We start from the raw sequence: 20,993 nt of genomic DNA, 5'->3' as shown, positions 1-20,993 counted from the left end.
CCGTGGGGTAATCTCTGGCGCTGGATAGTGAGTTCGTTGTTGTTTTTCTTCGTTTTCGTTTTCTTACTCATTCTCGCCACCAGTGTAGGTGTTCTCGATGATGGAACGGTAAATATACCACTTCAACTGACGATAATCGTATCCAGTATCGTTATCGGTTCCATACGCTACAGCTTCCTTCGCCGGTGGCTGGCGAAGTTCAGAGGCGTCTTGAAACATCATCTTCAAGGATATCTCAACTTCCTCGGACTGAAGCTCAACTCACCGGACGACTGGTTCGAGAAACAGGTATGTTACAATGTATTGGGATGAGCGAAAACGTTTTTCCTGACCCAATGTGAAGAACTGGTATGTTAGAACACGGCCAGGAGGTCGTTCTCTTTGGATCGGGCCGCTTGTCGCGGATCTCTGAGCCATTGGAGGAAAGCTTTCGAGTGACGCTCCAGCAAGACCTCACAGAGAATAAGACCAGTAAGATCTCGAAACTTCGATCAATTCAGAGCCACCTCAAAGCCACGGGCGCTCCCGTTGTGATTGATTCGATTGGGATCAACCTGCTCATTATTTCAAAACTTGCTTCTCGGTACGGAAAACCCCATTTTGTCCAATGTTACCAAGTAATCATGCGAAGTACTTCGAGCGAAGCCAAACTCATTTGATATATCTGTGACACTTGCTTCTTCTTTGTCATAGAGATATTCGATGATTTCGAATAGAGTTTCAGCTGTTTTCACAGTTCGTTTTGGTGTGTCGGTATCGTCCATATTATCTAGTTCAATCCCCCGGAAGTATATAGATATGCTCCTTCTCAACCCTATATATTAAGTAAAAATAAGAATTTTATGTTCGGAAATCTCGAATACAATGATGCACAAGTCCGCAGGTTATTACATTCATACTATCGTAATCTCATCCGCCATCTCTCTAAAGCCATTGAGATGGGTAGTGAGAAGATATTAAAGGATTACCTGAATACAATCGAAATTCTGTAGCTGATATTCTACAAATGCAAACGGATTTTATGCTATTAACTCCTCAGTCGCGAGCGGACAGCGCGGGTGATAGGCACAGCCTGACGGCATGTTGATCGGAGCGGGACTCTGTCCTTCGATTGGTTGCATTTCHGCTGACGTGACGTCCGCTTCGTCGTTGAATTGAGAGACGGTGCTTTCGACATCTGTTGACGGTGTATTAGAGGACATCTCTTGTGAATTGGAGATCGTGTTTATTCGAATGATTGAGCCTGATTTTGAAAAGTGTTAATACGCCTACAACGAGCGCACTTCTCGGACCGAGTATCGGTGGAAACAATCTCACCATAGCTCAGCCACTCGTGTGTTGATGTGGTAGTAGAACGACTCCCAATGTTGTGCATCACATGCTACCGATCATTCGATAGGTACATAAATATTAGGTATTTATGTTGTATATATGAATTTTAATCAGAGGTATATTTTTATAACTACTTTGTTTAAAAATACATCAATTTTAAATCATTATTTGATAAAATAGTGTGGAATGTCATATCTCTGTTTAAGGGACTACTGTTATAATCGTATAAACAAGTTGGATATGAGTAATAAAATAAAATCTATTGATCACTCCATTATTAATGTGACTGGAATGCTGGAGTTTAGTAAGACTGATTGAGAAACACTCCCAAATAATACTTTTCCTGTTGGTGTTCGCTTACGACCGGACATAATGATCCTATCCGCGCCAATTTCCTCAGAAACATTAATGATGGCTTCTGCGGGATCTGCATGTTTTCGTTGCGTCTCTACAGCTATATTTGTATCATTGAAAAAACCTTTTAATTTTTCAACACTTAATGGTAAGTCTGATTCATCGTACCAATCTTCAGAAGTTGCATGTCCTTCTCCATCGGATTTTTCAAGCTTTTCTTGGACATTTAGTAAGGTTACCTGAATCTCTTCTGATGTTTTAGACGGTGGTTATGTTTCACAGCTGCTTCCTGGTCCGTTCTTCAATGCCGCCGCTGGGAAGGATTTGCGAGTACATGCCTTGGAAGAGTCTGAGATTCAGAATATCATTGGATTTGAAAATCGCGGTATATTCTCCGATATAGACACTAGGTATAACTTCGGTATCGTTACACTCCGAACAGAGGGAAGCACTGATACTGTCCACGGAATCTTTCATCAGACTTCCGTTAATGTTCTTCGGTCAATTGACGATGTAGCTCTAGAAATTCCAGCACGAATCCTCAAAGAGTATTCTCCTGAAGCTCGAATTTTCCCCAACATCGAGGACCAGCAGGAGGTCGCAGTGCTGAATAAAATTCTCCAGACACCACCATTAGCGACTGAAATTGAAGGGGCATAATACTACCCCATAAGAGTCCAGCTGTATCTGGGGATAGAAACCAGTCCGGTCCAATCCCTAGGAATATCAAGAACCCGATTGGTATAGAGATAAAACGTAAAATTGTGAAAATAGGAGATGTGCTCCAAAACTCAAGATCAAATTTCTTAAATAGCTCTAAATACTTCGGAATCCTGTTCTGATGATAAAGCTCAGCAACTAATGTCATAATCCCTGTTACCAGCAGCAGTCCGAGAATGAATAACTCCACGAGGAAAGGAAAATTCGCAGTGATATAACTAACTGAGGCGTCAAGTGGAGTTGTTGTTTGACCGTTTACTGTAATAGGAAATAAGAAAAAACCGACGCTTATAACAAACGTAGATATGAATTTCATTGCAAACCGGGGGAATCAGCAAATTCTTCTCGAGAAACGAGATGAGCATCCCGACTCCGATAACATCAACTTCGATAAGATCGCGTTCCGATATCTCGACGGCAATACGGCTGTCCACAACTCGATCGGAGCTAACGAACTCGATTCAGTTTATTCAGTGTTTGCTCCACCGAACGTCGTTGATGACTTCCCAGATCACATCCAGATGGAGACAATCCCGGGAAAAACGGGGTACAGCCTCATTCCGCAACATGATCACGAACATGCAGGGGACAGAGCCGTCCGTCAGGCGATTGCGCACGTTCTTAATCGAGAAGCTATCGTTAAAAACGTCGGCGACACGCTCAAGCAAGTTCCTCCAATTCCTGTAGGAATCGCATCTGACGATCAGGAGCGGTGGATCAGTGAGATCTCTGATTCGTTCGATGACTACGGCGTAGATACACAACAGACCGACGAAGCAAGCCAAATTCTTCGTGACGCCGACTATGAATTTCTTGGTTGACCAACCAGACTACTTTGGCGTCCATTTCTGACCACCATTTTTGATCTCTTCGGGAAAGTTTCTTGGATCTCTGTATCAGATTTGACGGCTGTAAGCGGGTTTTTGATAGCTCTAATCTGTCTCTTTGAACAATTTCGGCAGTTCGGGACTGAGTACTTGGCGTCATAGATCTCGTCACGATACTGCTGGACGAGCGCTGTCTCATCTAACTTAACTTTTTCAGGAGATTTGTGCGAACTTTCTTTGGAATTCTCATTAGTCTTCTTATAGTTTCCACTTTCTTATAGAGATGTGGGTGTCAGTTACAACCTGCTCAAACGACCCGTCGATGTCAAGTCGCTCGAGTCAGTTCTAGATCGTTCGTCGCTAATCTCCGTGCTCTGGAAGCAAGCGATACGATCCAATAGCGGACTACAAACGGGTCGACGAAGACTCAAGGGAAACATTGATCGAAAGTTCCCTGATTCTGTTGCCTCTGCTGCTAAGATGTACACGAGGCGTGAGCATGAGCATATTCAATCTGCCGTAGATCAACTTTCAGAGGTAGCCACCATCGATTGGTGTATCATCTCGGCTGGGTTTGGCGTGCTCAACTCTGAAGACAAGATTCTTTCCTACGAGTGCACGTTCAGCGAGATTGATCAAGTTCGAAAACGAGCAGAGAGATTCGAGTTAAACATAGAAAAAATGACCAACAACGAGTTGGTAGCTGCTGTCAGTCGCGAGAAGAGTATCCCTCAAGACCTCCGGCAAATCTTTGCCGAAGGCGTGTACCTGACTGCACTGTCCTCCTCCTGGCTTATATCCGTTTTTCTGAGTGTTTTGACAAGCTTTTTTGAATCCTTCGTCGCTTTACTTGTCGCGGATTCGATTTCCTTCTTCTCATTATTTTTTAATTTCTCGTCAGCCCATTCCTTCCCTTCAGCCTCGATGCAGTATATTGCTCCATATAGTTTCGTGTCTAGCCTACCGACTCGTCCAATCAAATTGTTAAATTCAAAATCTGTCAGTTCATCCGAGCCACGGTTTGCGCTGACTAAAAATATCTTCTCTGCAGATAGGTTAACTCCTTGCATCAAAGTTGGTGTAGTCACAATAGTATCGAGCGATGCAGAATTGTCGGGAAATCCGGTGTTGGCTCGATAGCAGAACGTTCACTGTGACTCTCGACGTTTCCTCTGATAGTGGTCGGTGATACGGCTTCCCTATTGAGAACTGGATGAGAAACTGCAATTCCTGGCTCGGCAATTACAGATGCGCATTTACCGATGTCGAATACGAAGCAGGAGTATCAGACCCGCTACTGGAAGTAGGGCGGCAAGCAAAATTCCTCCGAGAGTTAGCAATTCCAGAGGGAGAAAAAAGATAAGCATCACTATGAGGTTGCTAATCAAAAGCGCGATTATCAGATTAAGGCGGAAGATGACTGGGTTCCCGTTCACGATCTCGCGTTTTCACCTACTCTCAAATATATGTTTTGTGTGTTGATTACTCGGCCTGTACTTATCGGAGTTTTCACGGAATCTTCTGAACCAACAAGCAATACTATCAACTGCTACCGCGAGTCCTCCTGCTCGATGAGCCGTCACTCGGACTTGCTCCGAAGCTTATCCCGGAACTATTCGCCAAGATCCGAGAGATCAACGAGAAAGGCATCTCAGTCGTTCTCGTCGAGCAACGAGCGAAGGAAGCGTTAGAACTGGCCGATTCGGGATGTCTCATCGAGGACGGAACGATCGTTCACCGTGGGAAAGCGTCAGAGATGGCTTCGAATGACGAAGTGATTGAAAAATACCTGGGAGGTGCTTGAAATGGCGATCGCGATCGATCAAATTGTGTTTATCGTCAGTAACGGATTGATATTCGGAAGCATTCTCGCGCTAGTTGCCGTCGGTCTCTCGTTGATCTTCGGTACCCTTGACGTCCCGAACTTTGCGCAGGGAGAGTTCGCTAGCGTATCTGGGTTCGTGGTCGTCGGATTGATTGGGATCGGTATCGGATTAGTCCCGAGCATCATTGCCGGAATCGTATTTGCGTTTATCGCGGGTATCACGGTCGAAAAACTGGTAATCGGGAAGTTCTCTTCGTCCCGTTCCCCCTGTTCTTCCGAACTGATATATGTCGACTTCATCGTGGTGATTCCCTCTAATCAGAAGGAGATAATAAAGGATTGGAACCGTACATCTCGTGGGAATTTATTTTCGTTCAGTTCATGAATGCGAATCCGTTTTTCACTCATTTTATTCTACAGCTATATCGGCTCTACCTCGAGATTATCCGGCCATTAGGATTCTCGCCTCGAATTGATTTTCGTCTATTCTGTCGATAATACGGTCGAACCTTCCTACCGAATTTACGGCCATTTCCGATTTTGAAACGGTACAGAACCGGCGAAACTCTTATCTGCAAAACACTCACCAGATATCTTATAAGAAGTCGAAGATCGACCCCCAAATAGCCCTGATTTTCCGGGCTTACGGGAGTGATAATAAACCGTTGTGAGACCGTCTTCTCGACGATCAAGCGCACGCTCGGCGACGCCGTCCGTGCGCGATCCTGAGAGCAGTACGTCGAGTCGCTCACCTCGAGCGCCGAGTAGCTAATCCGGTCTGCTATCGACGGGCGGACCCTCGGTCGTGCGCGTACGCCGTTTCCTCGGGTGGCCCGCTTGGTCGAATTGGACAAATTCTCCCGTCTCGAGTCTTATTGCGACGCTCCTCGCGTCGCCCGCAGCGTTGCTCGCTCCGCTCGCGGCGCTGCGGGCACCGCTGCGGACGTCTCACGGGCGAGTCTCGGCGGGCCCTTCCGAGTGCTACGGCGTACATACTCCGCCCACCTCCCTCCAGTCTTCTCCGACGCGCCTTCAGTCGGCCACCTCGAGCCGCCGGGCTGTGGCGTGTCACCTGGCGGCGCCACGCCAGTCCGGGCAGGCGCTCCGGTGACCTTGGTTCAGGCGCGCGGAGATTTCCCGCAAACCCCACGAGTTCTTTGATCGGACTCGGATTCGGATACTGGACAGTGACAAACTACGTAACTACTGGAACGTTTTCACTCGGTTTAGCACTGCTAGCTTCGTTCTTCGGATTGGCAGGAATATTCATGGCTTTCACGTCGATTATCCTCCATTCATTCAAAAGACATTTTTCTGTAGTTAAATAACTGATATTATAGTTAGTTCCCAAACATGGGTTATTAATCTGCTATAACCTGTTTAAAGTATTGTTCTGTCTGTAATGCAATTTTGTCCCAATTATACTTTTGCGCTCGTTGAACTGGGTTTACTTGCGGGCGTTCTCCCTCTAGTGCTCTTATAAGTGCGTTCGCGACAGCGTCCGTCGTTGCTTCTACGACAAATCCCGCATCGTCAACGACTTCACTTCCAGCAGAGTAAGGATGATCAACTGTGATAAATAGGCCCTTCGCAGTAGTATCACTCAGTAAGAACGGGGAAACAATTGCTCCAGGTGAGGAAATCTCTCAAACGTTGAGATTTGCCAATTATTCCCCAACTGCCATCGATCGTGCTTATGTTACTTTTAACTCACCTAATGGCTGGGAATCCGAACCTGCTACGGCAACTTTCAACAATATCGCAGCAGGCCCAGCGGTTTTGGGTGCATCTGATTCACAAAACGTCGCTGAAACAGACTGGATTGTTCGCCCCCCAATAGATGCAATGTCCAAGAAACGTGAACTCGGAGTCACCGTAGAATACGGAGATAGTATCTCTATCGAAGAGCAATTTACTATAAACGTAGAATGATTTCTGTAGGAGCGTTGTTCTATGAAATTTACTGAGCCCATAGAGCGTCAATCAACAAACAGAGATTGAGTGAGATCACGTATCAATAGGCACCGAACTGTGAGATTGATCAATCCTTGTGAACCTATCTTTGCCAATTTATACTGAATGCCATTGAGCAAAGATTGAACTGGTTCTTGGTGATTGAGAGCCTTCTTGATGAATTTTGATGTTGACACTTCTTCTTCAAAATCCTGTAATGTAAGACCTGATTCTGGGTAAGTGAAGCGCTTCGGGCCGACAGTGTAATGAAAATGATTTGCCAGGTTTGATGCCTTGGTAACAACGACGTTCGGGGAAAACAGTCCAGTAGAATACCCATACTCGCGTGCTAGCTGCGACCAAATGCTTCTATCTTCGTTCAATTTAGCTTCATGCTCGAACAATTTGTGTTCTTCTACGTGATGCCCCGAAAAAATACTTGCATGACTTGCAATGCTATGGATCCCTGGTGCCCGAGCTTGTGTATATTTAGTCGCGTTTTCCGCAAAGGAAGTCAAATTGGGCGTCGTCTTGACGGGATGATTATGGAGCTTTGTTCTGGGAAGAATCCCTGGAACGCCATCCGGTCACGAAGTACTCCGATTCCGATCGCTATCAATGTCGATGCAGAGAGTGCAGCCAAGACGTATCCCAACAGCCGAGACTCGTACGTTCCAATTTCGACTAGAAACTGATAGCCAGTACCGAAAAATATCCCCTCGAGAAGGAACGATCCGCCAATCGTTCGTTGCGCGTTTATAACGTTCTCAGAGACAAAGCTGAAGCAGATTTTCAGTATGCCACTCACAAGCAACGAGCCGAGAGTGATTAGACCGAAAAACCCAATAATATGTCCTCGACTCGCCCATACGAATACACATCCTACTAGTACCTGGATGGTTCCCAGGCCACCGAATAGTAGTCTGTTTTTCATGTCTGTGAGGACAAGTAGTAATAAGTTAATTCTTTGGAGACGAAGATCTAAATTGTGTTGACCATCTGACCTGCAGTACACCGATAGTATAAATCACCACTCGTATAGATCGCTTCGAGTTAGTCGAAACTGTTTTACGAGATTTTTTGAAACGCGTATAAAGCATGGAGATACACGCCAATGGCCCGAGGTGAACGGTGATACTACAATCGAAATACTCGAAGTGCTCAAACAGCCCGATAGGACTCCATAACAACGGTGGTCGAAAAGTTTGGTTTGCTCCAAGCATCACATTTCGCCACGTAGAAACGGTAAGTGACTGAAGATATATGAACAAGCGGCTCTGTTGAAATCCTTGAGAAGATACACGCTTGGCCAGTAGTATGACCGAATGCAAACTCTGCCGAAGTTACGACTGCTCCGGTTTGTCGAGGAAGCATTTCAGTTAGCCCAACGTGCTGTTGCTCAATATTCCTCGAAATTCTCGAAACAACGCTATACGCTCCATCAGCACATCGTTCTCCTCTGTCTCAAGGTTCGGAAGAACACAACGTATCGTACACAACAGTATCCCATTCGATTTCTTGATGCGGACAAAGGTCGATTCCCACGCCTCGAAGTACAAGTTTGAGGAGTCACAGGCTCCTCGTCTCACTGACGGCGACGACTGGTTCCACTACATCGCTGATCGAGCGGCGAAGCTCAACTGTTATGGTGAGGAGTTTGCTGAGATGCGTGAGCGACTCGGCGGAATTGAGCCGGCGACGGATATGGAGACTCGGCGTGAACTACAAGCCGAAGTCGATGCAGCTGTGTTCCACGCATATGGGCTGGATGAGGAGGAAATGCAGTTCGTTCTTGATGACTTTCATCGGGTGTCGAATCCTCGAATTATGACAGAAGCGTACTTCGAAAAGGTTGCTGAAAAATACGCTCATCTTAGGGATGTAGGGCCGATGGAATAACTACTGAATTAGCGCTACGCCTGGTTTCCGTTCATCAGTGGGTCCAGCTTTACTGATGAATACTGTCCAGCGCTCGCCGGGTCATCGCTCCATCGACATTCAGAAGGAGATACTACCGGCAATATTTGACTCTAATTCCAACTGAGCCAGAATATTAATGGGGCCAACTATATATATGCCATAACTTATGAGTGACTTATATGGATGCAACCATGGTGAAAGTGAAATATGTAACTAGAATTGGTTACATCTACTTAAAGAAGTAACTAATAAAAGTTGCGGAAGATTTAAGTAACTGGGGCACGTATAAGTAAGTATAGGTATTTTGACACAACGGATTGATTACTCTATGCGGTTTAGATAAATTGCAGGGAAACGCACCCCAACAATAAGCAAAAGTACAACTTATTATTGGGGACGCAACTACTTAAATCTTTGGGTAGTTTGCTACTTGCATCCATCCGTATACCTATGGATTAAAATGCAAGACGACAACAATAGAGAGTTTAATATTGCCGGTAGCATTGCTTTTACAATTATATACTTTGCGCTTGTATGGACTACCTTCCCAATATGTGCATCTACCTGGACAGCATTTTGTCCGATAGATGTGTGAAGATAGTAACCTCTCCCATTTTCTTCAACAATAAATTGGACGCGTTCGCCAGTCTGTTCTGCTAATCCCTCCAATTTCGATATGATCAAATCATACTCCGGTTTTCTCATCCTAGCATAACCACCTTTATTCAAAAATTCCAATCCAATGTGGTACTTCCCGTCCTCATAGACGAGGTATCCATTGTTCGTGAGAGTTTTCACATATCCATGAACAGTACTTTGTGCTAAGTCCATCTCTTTTGCAAGAGATTCAATCGACATACCGTTTTGCTGCTGGATAATGTCAATCAGTTCAAAAGCAGTCTTGAGAGTTTTGAGTTGACGGCCGGAAGACGTATTATTGACCATATTATATAATCACAATAGGGGTATATACATATCCCAGAACTGGCGGTTGCGATCCCCTTTGTCTTCGGGGAGGAACTCTTCTGCGCGCTGTGTATTCGCCGGATTTGTGTCAATGATAGATATTAGAAGTGATTACCCACTTTAGGATCGAAAGCTGACCGAGAACAGTATCAATCGCTGTTATTAACTCGTCGAGAAGTCAAAGAACCGATTACTGAGAGGTGATTGCAACTGTCCCCAGCACTCTTCGGCTGGATTAAGCTCCAACGAATACTCAGGTAACGTCGCAAAGGCGAGATTGTCACGGGCCGCCAGGTCGGTGACGGTTGAAGTCCGAAAATATGGCGCTCTATCCAGTACAATGGTCAATTCGTTCTCAAATACATAGAATAATTTATGAACGAAGCGATTACGTGCTCGACAGCCACGTACTCTTTAAATCGGGATGAAAGTAATTACCGTTTTCGGTGATCGTGACCAACAGATACGCCCGGTCGCGTTTGCCAAACAATTTGATAGATCACCGCATGCCGCACGGAAACCAGCGGCACGCGGCTCAACTTAAACAGTTTTCGGGCAGTCGACTTGTACATATAGTCGAATTGGTCCACTGAGGCCAACGAATCGCGTTTCAGTGTCGAGATCTACAATATCTCCAGCATCAAGATTCTCTTGTGCTCGGCCTGTTTCGTCGTGGGTGGTAACAGAGTAAAGTTGGTCGAAGAAGAGTTCAGCAGTCTCGGACGTACATGATTTATCAACCGGGAAATGGAAGTTCTCCGTCGCAACTAGTGTTGGGGAAATAGTATTGGATGTCTTGATTTGTACTCGTCGTTGCTCAATAGAATCGTACACCTTGAGCCCAGCAGGATTTGTCGTCCCTTCAAATTCAATACTCATACTACCTCTTCACTATCTATCAATTGCGTGCAAAGTACAAAAAACAACCGCTGGTGTCTGACGCTACTCCGCGATCAGCGATCGAAACGCGATCGGCGAGAACCGCGGTTCGACTGTACTCGGGCGACGACCCGACCCCGTCGACTCGAGCCCAACCCGCTCTAAAACCCCGATATCGGCCAGTTCATACAGGAAACACGGAGATATTTCAAACCGATTTTAGCTGGCTTGGTGGTAGCAGTATTGATGGGTCCAATACGGACTGAGTTACTCAAATACGGGATTTCTCAGATACCACTGCTCGTATTTGGAGGCATCATCGGAACCGTGAGTTACGTCATTATCATCTATCTCCTCGGAACCAATCAAACTGATTATGAAATATATCGTGAGCTGAGAGGAGGTAACGAACAAGAGTGATCACTGGTAGTGTTCAGATAACTAATTCCATGCGAAGCTGAACGATCTGATCCAGTCGTCGGCAGTTTCTGCTTCGGCGCTGCTGAAACAGTTTGAGAAACAGATGGTTCTTCGTTTTATCTCTCGAAATACACGTTCAATAGCATTCTAATTTCCATATTTCTCTTATCTGAAATCTAAGCCGTGATGCTGACACGCATCTTGTAACGAGTGCGATTCATCAATGAGGAATAGTCCTCGAAACTGATTCGCTCGATACGGACTCCGGTTTCGACACAAGACCTACGATAGTCGAAACGCTGTCAAAAACATATTCTATAAGATAGTAAGTGATATATGACAACTTTATTATTTTCAAGAATCGAAAAATCAGCGGCCGCGGACATCAACTGTGAAAATATAAACCATCACATAACCAAGTGGACAGAACACCGTCCGACGAACGACGTACCTGAGCGGGAGAACGATCACACGCGGGAAGTGTCCTCGGTATGTATATCTTTCCAACAAATTGAAATAATTACGGCACCACGAACACCACGACAACCACTAGTTCAGAAATAGCCGCTACGTTTAATCCGCGGGAATAGGTCGACTCTCCGGGGAACGTCCACGACGGAGAAAAAAGCAACTGGTTTCCGCAGAAGACCAAGACTCGGTGATGTAAATTGTGGCCCGTGTAGAAGGAACTAACGAGGAAGAAACCGTCTTCCCCGGTACAAATCGTACGAAGCGAACCAGTTGCGGGTACTATATGCTTCCGGAACGCAGACCTTGCGAGGGGATTCTTCGATGAATGTGTTCGAAAAAGTGTAGAACGTTGAGGGTGAAGAGCAGCCTCAAGCTTTCATCTGGCTTGAGCCCGCTGATGAGTTGGAAGTGTTGGTTTGATAGTGGTTCGCTGGAGAGACTGTTGTAACATGACTACACCAACCGAGACAATTACCATCGAAAACGTGGTTGGGTCAACGGGTATTGATCAAGAACTCGATCTCGAACAGTTAGGTGAGGATCTTACTGGAGTCAAATACGATCCTGAACAATTTCCTGGACTAGTGTATCGGACGCAAAATCCAAACGCTACTGCACTCATTTTCCGGTCCGGGAAAATCGTCTGTACTGGTGCAAATAGCGAAGAAGAAGTCCGAGAATCACTTTCCATTGTCTCCGAGACTCTGCGAGAGCTCGGCATCGAAGTCACTGAGACACCTACCATCGAAATTCAAAACATCGTCGCAAGCGTCGACTTCGGCACCCGGTTTAATCTTAACGCGACCGCCATGAGCGAAAGCGATTCGATCCTTTCGACGACTGAATCGAACTCGTCAGATTCACCTACGAAGACGCTCCTGAACTCTTTCGTCTCGTGAGTGAGAACGTCATTGGACCGGGAATTGGCCACATTCTCGTCACTGTCTCGATCAGCAATCGTCTCTTGGATTAGACTCGCTCGATCCCGAACGATTGAGTGCCACGTGTCTGTAGAGGCACCAGGCTCACAGGTAACACGATAAGACGATCCGTCGAATGCAAGCAGACCGTATGCTAGTGACAACTCGAGCACTCGCTGCGTGTCCGAAATCGAAAGTTCGCGGTCAATCTGTTCGGCAGTGAACGAGTCGGTTCCATAGCGATCGTACGCCGCAAGGTACAAATCAGTACACGTCTCGAACTGCGGAAGTCGGTTCACTGAGACCATGCTTCCGTTTTGGATTCTCCGCTCGGTTATAAAAATGTTTGTTAACGAGTGACTGGGTCCGTGACTTCCGCGTAGCGCATCTATTTACAGACTATGATATGTTAAGGATAGTCGAATAGATCCTCGAGTTCGATGCTCGAGATGTTCTCGCCGACGGAGATGACTGGTTCCATTATATCGCTAAACGAGCTGCCCGATTGAACTGTTACGGGGAAGAATTCAAAGAAATGCGTGAGCGACTCGGCGGAATCGAGGCAGCAGTAGAAGATCAAGAACGTAGAGAATTACAGGCTGAAATTGACGCTGCCGCATTCCACGCGTATGGTCTGGAACGTCGTGACGTGAAGTTTGTCCTCGACGACTTCCATCGCGTTGAGAATCCGAAGCTGATGGACGAGATGTACTTCGATCTGGTCTTGGAGAAATATGATTTGCTGGATCAGAAGGGGCCCCTACCGTAGCTCCCGAATCACTGTCCGACAACCCCCCAGCATACGAGCTTCGCTTGTACATCACTCTCTCCCATCAGTTTCGTCTGGTATTCAGTAGAGGCTTCGACGTTCTCTTCCAAGAACTCCTCAAGCTGACTGAGGAACTCCCCGGTTGGCCACTCTGGAAAAGAGTCGTACTGCTCGTTCTGGCGAAATATCTCCCGTAGAATTCGGTCTTCATCTGTGTTCGCCAGCTGACACGCGGTCGAATTCCCTTGCCAATAGAAAACAGCCTCAACCGGAAATGTCGTGAGGGTTAAGTTTTTAATACATGTCTGAGAAATTATTTAGCATGGATAGTATTAGAGGGAAAAATGGATCCCGTCTAATCTCGATTGGCGGAGTGGCGTTGGTTGCGCAACTGGTCATCTTCCAGAATAGTCTGGGGGTTGTGGAAGACCCGGGCGTCACTGGCATTACTGAAGACGTTTTGAGTGCTGGTCTATTACTCGTTGCCACAGTCTGTCTCGCCGTTGGAGTCTTTCTCCGCCTACGGGATTGACTGCTACTCAAAGCAAAAATGGAAAATCACTCGGAGATCAACCGGAGTGCGCTCACGCGACAAAACCCTCGAGAAAAGGTCTGGGCGCTCGAAACGATGGACGAACTCGCCAGCGAAAGTGAACTCACCGAATGCGATGTTCGGGAAGTCGCCAATAACATAAACGAACGAGGTCTCGAGCGTTTCGAAGGAGGATCCGAGTAATCGAGACGGCGCGTATTTCGTACGCTATAGAAACAGCGCCGGCACGGTATTCCGAAAGATGTTGAGCGAGATGTACCTCGACTCGCCCGTCGAGTGCCTCACACACAGCCTCAAATCCTGAATCATCCGAGGTCAGTTTCCCTTTGCTCAGGAGAATTACCCGGCCCTATTCGATTTGTTGGATTTCACCCTCAGGTGTTTTGTTTGCCCGAAATTGTTCGAACTCAGGAAGGACAACCATCAGGGCACCAGCAGCATCTAGGCCTAAGCCTACGGTAGCAAGCGTTTCTATCCCGACCATTTAGTGAGGATGGTCGTTGTCCGAAGTTCGTTTTACCGGAACTGATCCAAATTATTGGCGGGTCCTTGAGGAGCCTGCTACGAGTTTCCATACGGATTTTATAACTGCCCTCGAAACACCGCGAGTATGTATATCGCTTCGTTGACGGAGCCTGGAAATCGACACCATAATCGGACAAATCATCTGGTGTTCGTCTTGCTAACCGCCGAGTCACACGGACTAACGCGAATTCATCCGGAACCTTATACCTGCGAGTGCGGTGAAACGTTGACTGCCGAAGTACTCGATTGAGTCAAGTATTCACCGTTTTGCTCTAGTTTTGTTGATCGTAGAGACATAGCAGAACAAGGTGGTGATGAAGTGTGTAGGTTGTTTCCAGCACTTTGAGGAATACTGTGAGACTGCTCGCTGGGTAAGGTAAAATACTCGCTCGACAAACTGGAGTAACTGCGACTTTAGGAGTCTGTTTTCGACCAAATTACCGGCCGAACCTATAACTCTCTGAGGGTTTCAACAGCGCCTGTCAAGTATCACTTGAGATTCTAATCAAGGAAACGCCTGACCAAGTAGATGAACTTGATGGGAGATCATCCCCAAATGTGAGAAGTTATTTATTCCTTTTCGAGATCAGTGGCATCGAGATCACCATCAAGATACTTTTTCCCTGTCTCTGTTATTCGATAGAGACCTTGACCTAGATTCTCGACGAGTCCATACACAGCAAGTTTTCGAAGTCGTTCACCAACGTATTTCCTGTGTCGATCAATATTCTTTGCACGAACATGCCGTCGAAACGGGGGAAATGATGGCCCGATTACTCAATCGAGGATTTTCGCTTCGAGGTGCACTCGAGATCACCAGAGAGAATTCGACACTCGGCGACGAATATCTTATCGTTGGCGATGGGTCAGTAGACATCGCACAAACCGAAGGTGGTGCTCCATCAGTCATCTCGCTCGAGAAGTACGAGGATTCTGAGTTTGGATTCGCACTACAGTCGTACTCGACGAAGGAGTTTAAACTCGGCTCAGTGACTGCATCATTACTCGAATCTGTGCAAGATCGTCATCTGAGTCCGGGAAAAATGCCTACATCTCGAGTTGAAAAACAACCGCTAAAAGAATACCTCACATGGACCGAGTTGCCCGTTTTAATCGATGGTAAGTTGGAATGGAACGATGGCATTGGCCCATTGCCAATAAATTGAGGTATATGTAGATTAAGTATCAAGTACCCAATCAATTTCAACTAGTTAGTTTGTAATGAAGAATTAGGTAACCGGTCTACAAAACCCTCGCCGACACGAACCATCCTTATTTACTATCGTATGATTGTAATAGGAGTCTCTATCAACTCCTGGCATGGATCACTACTAGCTCTATTTGCTCGATTGATGAAGAATTTCTGGTATACACTTGTGACCTCGGTGGTTATTGTCTGATTTTATAATATATGTCTGCCAGATAGAACGCTATTTCTTCGCAACTCCATTTCGGCCCTAACGAAATCCAATGATCTGAAATGCCGGGTAATTATTTCGCTCTCAAATACCGGTATAACTGTAATATTAACCATGGACATCACACCACGACTATTTCAGCAATACCAAAACAGAAGCCGCACCGACGCATGTTGGGTATTTTCACAAGCGAATAAACATAATCTAGGATACATTTTGTATTTCAAACATACGCTGATTTCTTCTTTAACTCATGAAAGAAATAGTCCGAGTTCAATTGGGTAGCCATTGACCGTACTAATCCTTAACTACTTGAATAGCCACATAAATCTATGCCATATTTGACCGTTACGAATGAGTGTATTTTGACTTATTCTTACAGATATTAATATGCGGGCATCACTCACAATCCGGATAGCATGAAATATTCCTGTAAATAGAGATCTGGTCTGAAATAACCCCACAGACGGTCTGATGAAGAGACTAGCCTGACCATTTTCCTTACCGAAACACCCCATCAAGCCGCTCTAATTATGACAGTACTATCGTCTATCTAATTCAGGCCCGAATCAATATGTCCGCTCATTCTATCTCCGCCACAATAATGTACGAAAATTATTAAACTTCTAATATCTTGGAGGTCACACACCGTGTCCTTGAAGTTGCTCGTCTCGCGAGAGATCCCCGTTGGCTTTACCTTTCATTCCCTCCCCGATCCCACTGGCAAGTGCAGCCAGGGTTTCGGGGTCATCCCAATGATTGACTGCGTCAACGATAGAGTTGGCCATTGCCTCGGGATTTTCGGCTCCGAAGATCCCACTCCCCGACAAAGTGGTTATACTGTGGACTGTACCATTCTTTGCCAGAGGTCGAACTGAGTATTTCCAGCATTGGCTGATCCCACAGGTAGTTTAGGGAGAGCAGAGTATATATAACTTTGCAAACTATCTGTATATAAATAAATAAATAAAATCATATACTTTCATCTAATGTTTGAAGGGGAGACTTTATCAGCTATAGCCTCCAGGGGAATTATATTACAATATATAAAACTATAATACATTCTCTATTTTCTCCTTGAATTCTGATGATGAACACTCGTAAATTGTGTTTCCTTCATCGTCTCTACGCCGTCCAATAGTAAATAGAGGTTTTCCGTCTACTCGTACATGCCAATCTTCTGGATATCGAGGGTTGACCCCAACGAATTTAAGATCAATGTTAAATTCATCTTCAAGAGGTTCAACAACAGTATGTGTATAAACATTGTCTTCAAATCGTGGCGGAAGTACTCAGACAACCGAATTGCGGTCGAAACCGCCATTAAGAGATTCGGGAAATTAGATATCTTTGTCGGGAACGCAGGAATCTCTGACAATCACATTGAACTTGTAGATATCCCTACAGAGGATTTAGATGAGGCCTTCTCGGAGATATTCGAAGTGAATGTTCTCGGATACTTATCAGGGGCCAAGGCAGCACTACCAGAGTTACAGGAATCCAACGGTAAAATGGTTTTCACAGCCTCGCATGCTAGTTTTAATCCAGGATGTGGTGGGATTCTTTACACAGCTTCAAAACACGCAGTCGCCGGTATCGTCCGACAACTTGCCTACGAACTCGCCCCCGAAATCCGGGTTAACGGTGTGGCTCCAGGGTTTGCTCCAACCCAGTTGCAGGGAATTTCCGAGCTTGGTGGAGAAACCAACTTGGTCTTCGAACGCTCGGCACACTTACTGGATATCGAACCTTCTCTCGAAGATTATGTTGCGCGAGAGGCCAGGCCCCGCTGKGWKMGTTCGTCGAGAGCGTACGAGCCGCTGCAACCAGTTGTTGTCTGTACTGACCTAACGTTTAATTCTACTACTCTCATAAAATTTATAACGATTCAATCGTCGAATGTAAGTATAATAAACGGGGGACGGATCGAGGTTCCAGTGGTAAGCGGTCTTCGTTCGTACGATTTCTCCTCCGTATCACCCCAACATTTCTCGTTCGACGATGGGTCGGAGATCCCGAACGAAGGCGGCAGTCGTTCGAATCTCGAGTGGATTCTCTCGAGGCCGATCTCGAGACGCAGGCAGCGATCCTCGACGGGCAACACTACCTAACGACACCCGAGCGCAAGCAGTTGGACGCGACTGTTCAGCGACTCTCCGAGACGTACACGGATATCTACTCTACGAACTGGCCGTTTCGCTATTCGGAAAAGGACCTCGATAGATTGTCCGAAATACGAGAAACAGTACAGTCAATTTCGAAACGAGTGCGGAGTTACAACGCCGAGTTCGTCGAGCAGGAACTCGAGCGGTACGCACATCTCGTTACGGATGTCGAGAGCGTGGGATCTATCGCCAGTGGTGAGGGACATGCTCTCCACACAATTGAAGAAATGACTTCAATATAGTCTTTTTCCTCTAGTTTCTATTGAAACATTCCGTTTTAGTTTCCAAATAAAGCATGACTGTCGTATAAAACTGAATAAATCTATGGGTGTATATTCAATAATTCGACATATTTCGGACGCGGAAACAGTTTCACGTCTCAGTAGATCGTTGCAGCGCGCGAACAAACGTTCGCGGTCGGAGGATCATCGCAGACCTCGCGACGGCGTTGTTTACGAAAAATTCGAGGCGAAAGCCTCGCGCTTCAGCGCGGGGAGGATGTCAAGAGTATTCGCTCGGATTGTGACCCCCATAATATTATATATTCACTTGTGTCCGCTCGAAAATTTTTCTCAGTATTGTGCTTTCTCGACGTAACGTGGTGTGCGATTCATAACTCGATCCGCGATAGCACTGCGTGGGTATTTTCCACCAACGAAACACACGCCCACTACAGACGCGAACTTATCATCGGTTCAATTCCGCTTCGAGCTTTTGGACACAAATTTCGAACTGCCGCGACGGCGGTTCCTACGAGCGACTTCGCCATCCTGTTCTGGGAGCAAGCCCGCAATAAAGACAAGATCAGAACTCCCAGTTTTCTTTCCGAACGCACCAACGAACTCTGTTCCGTCCCGTTGCTTCCGGCTGGTTTCACTGACACGAACAGGACCAGACTCGACTCTCTGATTGTGTCTCATAGTAGGGTTTATAGATCTCTCAACCAAAATAATTGGGGTGTTTCTGATAGTGTGAGGTATATAGCCGTATACAGAGTTTTAGATCCAATATAGTGGTTTCTACCGGAAGGATTAATTGAGATATTGCTCAATCAATTATCGATGGCACAAGCGACGGAACGACTTCAACGATATCTGGAAGACGAACTCGGAGCGTGTCGCAGCGAAGATGTCGAAGAACGGCTCAACGAACTCAGCATACTGTGATACTGTGATTGTTTGCCCGACTGAAACATTCATGGTCACAGGACCAGTGTATTTGGTTTCCGTATCTGCATTAGAGTAGTCGACTGATTCGTTATCTAAATCGACGGCAAGGTCTCCCATCCTCGTGGTAGGATTTATATTGCCTAATTCAGCTAAAGTTGTACTATCAGCCGTGTCCACCCAATCTATGCTGATATCTGTATCTGTGGGTAATAGGATATTTGGGTTTTCTGAATATGTGTCTATTTCACTACCATCACTCTCATCTATAAACTGTATTTCTTCGTCACTAGAAAGCTCAGTACCGGTGAATTCTACAGCGACTTCTGCCTGCGATGTAGGTGCATCTAGACTATAAATAGGTCTAGCTGAATCATCTGGTACATTAAATTCAGAATCGGAGTCATAGTCATCATGTGCTCCCAATTGAACAAAGTAATCATCATCACCTTCTGAAAGAGAAATATCTGGCTGTTCTCCATCCGCATAATCTATTGTGACTACACCGTCTTCTTCGACTTCTTCTATACTATCATTTTGCGCTGCTACTCCACTAACACCGACTCCTACAACAAGAGACGATATCATCTGTACGGGTAACGCGGACGAATGAAGGGACATGGGAAGTATCTGTGATCGATCCAGATAATTATCCAAGATAGAGGAGCAAAACATAATGATGCAGGGACATTAGCGTGGACAATACACTAATTATTGCCAGATTCTAATCTCTTCCGCATTTTATGGATCATTAGGTGGGAAAAATATAATGAGAGAGAACTCACAGCAAGTATCAAGATTGTTCCCAGAATAATACGTACTCCATAGATGCGGTTTTCGAATAATATGGGAAATATTATGGAAAAATATCCGAGTGCTATAATTTCCGTTGTGAGAAATCCAAGTGGCCAGTAAGTAAAGTGGCTGAGGGTGCGCTTTTCCCATGTTCTTATATCATCTTTAGAACTCGCTCCGCTCGGAAGTAGAAGTGGTATAGATACCTGTAATAGATGTCTGTATTGGCCGAAGTATGTGGATTACGTAGAATACACCGTTCTTTCTTGTATCAGTATTATAGATATCTGTTCTATATATCTGTACGTGATTTCTGTACTATAGCAGGTATTGGCGATTTCCCTAATGACTGTCTCAGATATCTACTATTGGTTCCTGTAACGAATCTCTGTAAACCATGTCTGTTCTAAATGCCTGTAACGAGTATTGGGGTCAGATAAACAAGATGAGCACCTTGGAAATAAGCCTCGAGGAAGTTGACAATGGCTGTGTTTTAACCAGGATAGCAGACATCTATTACAGAAGTCTGTTACATATGTTTGTGTGATGGAGGGCATGGATTATCTCGAAAATTGGAGCGAGATTCATCAGCATTCTGCCAACGCAACGTTCTGAAATCAACAACGTACGTAAGAGCGCAAGAAAACATCTCTATCCACCTCTCTCGACCTGAATGTCTTCGCTCTTGAGTCCGATAGAATCGACACTCACGAAAGCAGGGTACTGAATTCACGAGGAGTGATACCATAGAGATTTTGATCCCCACTTCGGTTCGTCACGTTTTATGGACGTTTAGGGAGGCCAAGTCAGATTTTCCCTCAGTACGATGTGTTAATCATGAAGAATTCTACATTCCCGCGGCGAGCCATTGAGCCAATTATCTTGGTATACTACACTCTCGTAAGCGATCTCTCGAAGATTCACATACTGTGAATGATTCGAGAGCCACTTTTGATCCGTAGCGGTACTATGAGCGCTATTATAAGACTAATAATTGCATCTAGGTTTACTCAGG

Annotated in this window: 10 protein-coding genes and 12 pseudogenes; 12 read left to right on the top strand and 10 right to left on the bottom strand. The window is 45.6% G+C overall.

Features of this window, described 5'->3' with window-relative positions; genetic code table 11:
* Window positions 1-165: 165 nt before the first annotated feature.
* Window positions 166-312 (top strand): annotated as a pseudogene (locus EL22_RS17715) (IS1595 family transposase); the annotation flags it as partial.
* Between the two features lie 254 nt (window positions 313-566).
* Here EL22_RS17715 and EL22_RS19510 read toward each other — a convergent pair.
* From EL22_RS19510 to EL22_RS19505, 3 genes and pseudogenes are all read right to left on the bottom strand, one after another.
* A complete protein-coding gene (locus EL22_RS19510) occupies window positions 567-764 on the bottom strand; it encodes a helix-turn-helix domain-containing protein (RefSeq protein ID WP_156184240.1) in 198 nt (65 codons plus the stop codon).
* Between the two features lie 267 nt (window positions 765-1,031).
* Window positions 1,032-1,124: pseudogene (locus tag EL22_RS19205) on the bottom strand (hypothetical protein); the annotation flags it as partial.
* A 474-nt stretch (window positions 1,125-1,598) separates the two neighbouring features.
* Complete coding sequence (locus tag EL22_RS19505) at window positions 1,599-1,931, bottom strand: universal stress protein (protein ID WP_082146870.1); 333 nt, start codon at window positions 1,929-1,931, stop codon at window positions 1,599-1,601.
* A 94-nt stretch (window positions 1,932-2,025) separates the two neighbouring features.
* Between EL22_RS19505 and EL22_RS16795 the strand changes: the two genes are divergently transcribed.
* Entirely contained in the window at window positions 2,026-2,346 is a 321-nt protein-coding gene (locus tag EL22_RS16795; protein WP_197075968.1) for a hypothetical protein, read from the top strand.
* Between the two features lie 365 nt (window positions 2,347-2,711).
* On the top strand, window positions 2,712-3,227 hold the full coding sequence (locus tag EL22_RS15450; RefSeq protein WP_050052308.1) for an ABC transporter substrate-binding protein: 516 nt from the start codon (window positions 2,712-2,714) through the stop codon (window positions 3,225-3,227).
* 737 nt (window positions 3,228-3,964) lie between these two features.
* Here EL22_RS15450 and EL22_RS15445 read toward each other — a convergent pair.
* Entirely contained in the window at window positions 3,965-4,303 is a 339-nt protein-coding gene (locus tag EL22_RS15445) for a hypothetical protein (protein ID WP_050052307.1), read from the bottom strand.
* Between the two features lie 735 nt (window positions 4,304-5,038).
* On the opposite strand from EL22_RS15445, the gene EL22_RS15440 reads away from it, so the two are divergent.
* Window positions 5,039-5,443 (top strand): hypothetical protein, encoded by a 405-nt coding sequence (locus tag EL22_RS15440; RefSeq protein ID WP_156184239.1) that lies wholly within the window; start codon window positions 5,039-5,041, stop codon window positions 5,441-5,443.
* Window positions 5,444-6,630: 1,187 nt separating this feature from the next.
* A complete protein-coding gene (locus EL22_RS17700) occupies window positions 6,631-6,990 on the top strand; it encodes a hypothetical protein (RefSeq protein WP_156184238.1) in 360 nt (119 codons plus the stop codon).
* Between the two features lie 47 nt (window positions 6,991-7,037).
* Here EL22_RS17700 and EL22_RS17695 read toward each other — a convergent pair whose 3' ends face one another.
* On the bottom strand, window positions 7,038-7,529 hold the full coding sequence (locus EL22_RS17695; RefSeq protein ID WP_197075966.1) for a hypothetical protein: 492 nt from the start codon (window positions 7,527-7,529) through the stop codon (window positions 7,038-7,040).
* A gap of 807 nt (window positions 7,530-8,336) precedes the next feature.
* Here EL22_RS17695 and EL22_RS16785 point away from each other — a divergent pair.
* Together EL22_RS16785 and EL22_RS15430 are read left to right on the top strand one after the other, a co-directional pair.
* Window positions 8,337-8,507 (top strand): annotated as a pseudogene (locus tag EL22_RS16785) (IS5/IS1182 family transposase); the annotation flags it as partial.
* A gap of 1 nt (window position 8,508) precedes the next feature.
* Window positions 8,509-8,910: pseudogene (locus EL22_RS15430) on the top strand (type II restriction endonuclease subunit M); the annotation flags it as partial.
* Between the two features lie 447 nt (window positions 8,911-9,357).
* On the opposite strand, the gene EL22_RS16780 reads toward EL22_RS15430, so the two are convergent.
* The 4 genes and pseudogenes from EL22_RS16780 to EL22_RS16770 form a co-directional block, all read right to left on the bottom strand.
* On the bottom strand, window positions 9,358-9,876 hold the full coding sequence (locus EL22_RS16780) for a helix-turn-helix domain-containing protein (RefSeq protein WP_231588017.1): 519 nt from the start codon (window positions 9,874-9,876) through the stop codon (window positions 9,358-9,360).
* Window positions 9,877-9,998: 122 nt separating this feature from the next.
* A pseudogene (locus EL22_RS18840) lies at window positions 9,999-10,437 on the bottom strand (transposase); the annotation flags it as partial.
* A gap of 402 nt (window positions 10,438-10,839) precedes the next feature.
* Window positions 10,840-10,971: pseudogene (locus EL22_RS18835) on the bottom strand (AAA family ATPase); the annotation flags it as partial.
* Window positions 10,972-11,217: 246 nt separating this feature from the next.
* Window positions 11,218-11,430: pseudogene (locus tag EL22_RS16770) on the bottom strand (IS6 family transposase); the annotation flags it as partial.
* 686 nt (window positions 11,431-12,116) lie between these two features.
* Between EL22_RS16770 and EL22_RS16765 the strand changes: the two are divergent.
* The 3 pseudogenes from EL22_RS16765 to EL22_RS17685 all read left to right on the top strand — a co-directional run.
* Window positions 12,117-12,479, top strand: a pseudogene (locus EL22_RS16765) (TATA-box-binding protein); the annotation flags it as partial.
* 562 nt (window positions 12,480-13,041) lie between these two features.
* Window positions 13,042-13,356 (top strand): annotated as a pseudogene (locus tag EL22_RS15420) (type II restriction endonuclease subunit M); the annotation flags it as partial.
* Window positions 13,357-15,165: 1,809 nt separating this feature from the next.
* Window positions 15,166-15,600: pseudogene (locus EL22_RS17685) on the top strand (hypothetical protein); the annotation flags it as partial.
* Between the two features lie 893 nt (window positions 15,601-16,493).
* Here EL22_RS17685 and EL22_RS18830 read toward each other — a convergent pair.
* Window positions 16,494-16,676: pseudogene (locus EL22_RS18830) on the bottom strand (pyridoxal 5'-phosphate synthase lyase subunit PdxS); the annotation flags it as partial.
* Window positions 16,677-17,021: 345 nt separating this feature from the next.
* Here EL22_RS18830 and EL22_RS16745 point away from each other — a divergent pair.
* Both EL22_RS16745 and EL22_RS18825 read left to right on the top strand, forming a co-directional pair.
* On the top strand, window positions 17,022-17,963 hold the full coding sequence (locus tag EL22_RS16745; protein WP_082146866.1) for an SDR family NAD(P)-dependent oxidoreductase: 942 nt from the start codon (window positions 17,022-17,024) through the stop codon (window positions 17,961-17,963).
* Between the two features lie 1,115 nt (window positions 17,964-19,078).
* A pseudogene (locus tag EL22_RS18825) lies at window positions 19,079-19,180 on the top strand (transcriptional regulator); the annotation flags it as partial.
* Window positions 19,181-20,993 lie beyond the last annotated feature (1,813 nt).

Source organism: Halostagnicola sp. A56 (assembly GCF_000691505.1).
In the GTDB taxonomy this organism is placed as follows: domain Archaea; phylum Halobacteriota; class Halobacteria; order Halobacteriales; family Natrialbaceae; genus Halostagnicola.
Note: the sequence above shows the minus strand (reverse complement) of the source record. Positions and strands in the feature narration are given on the sequence as shown.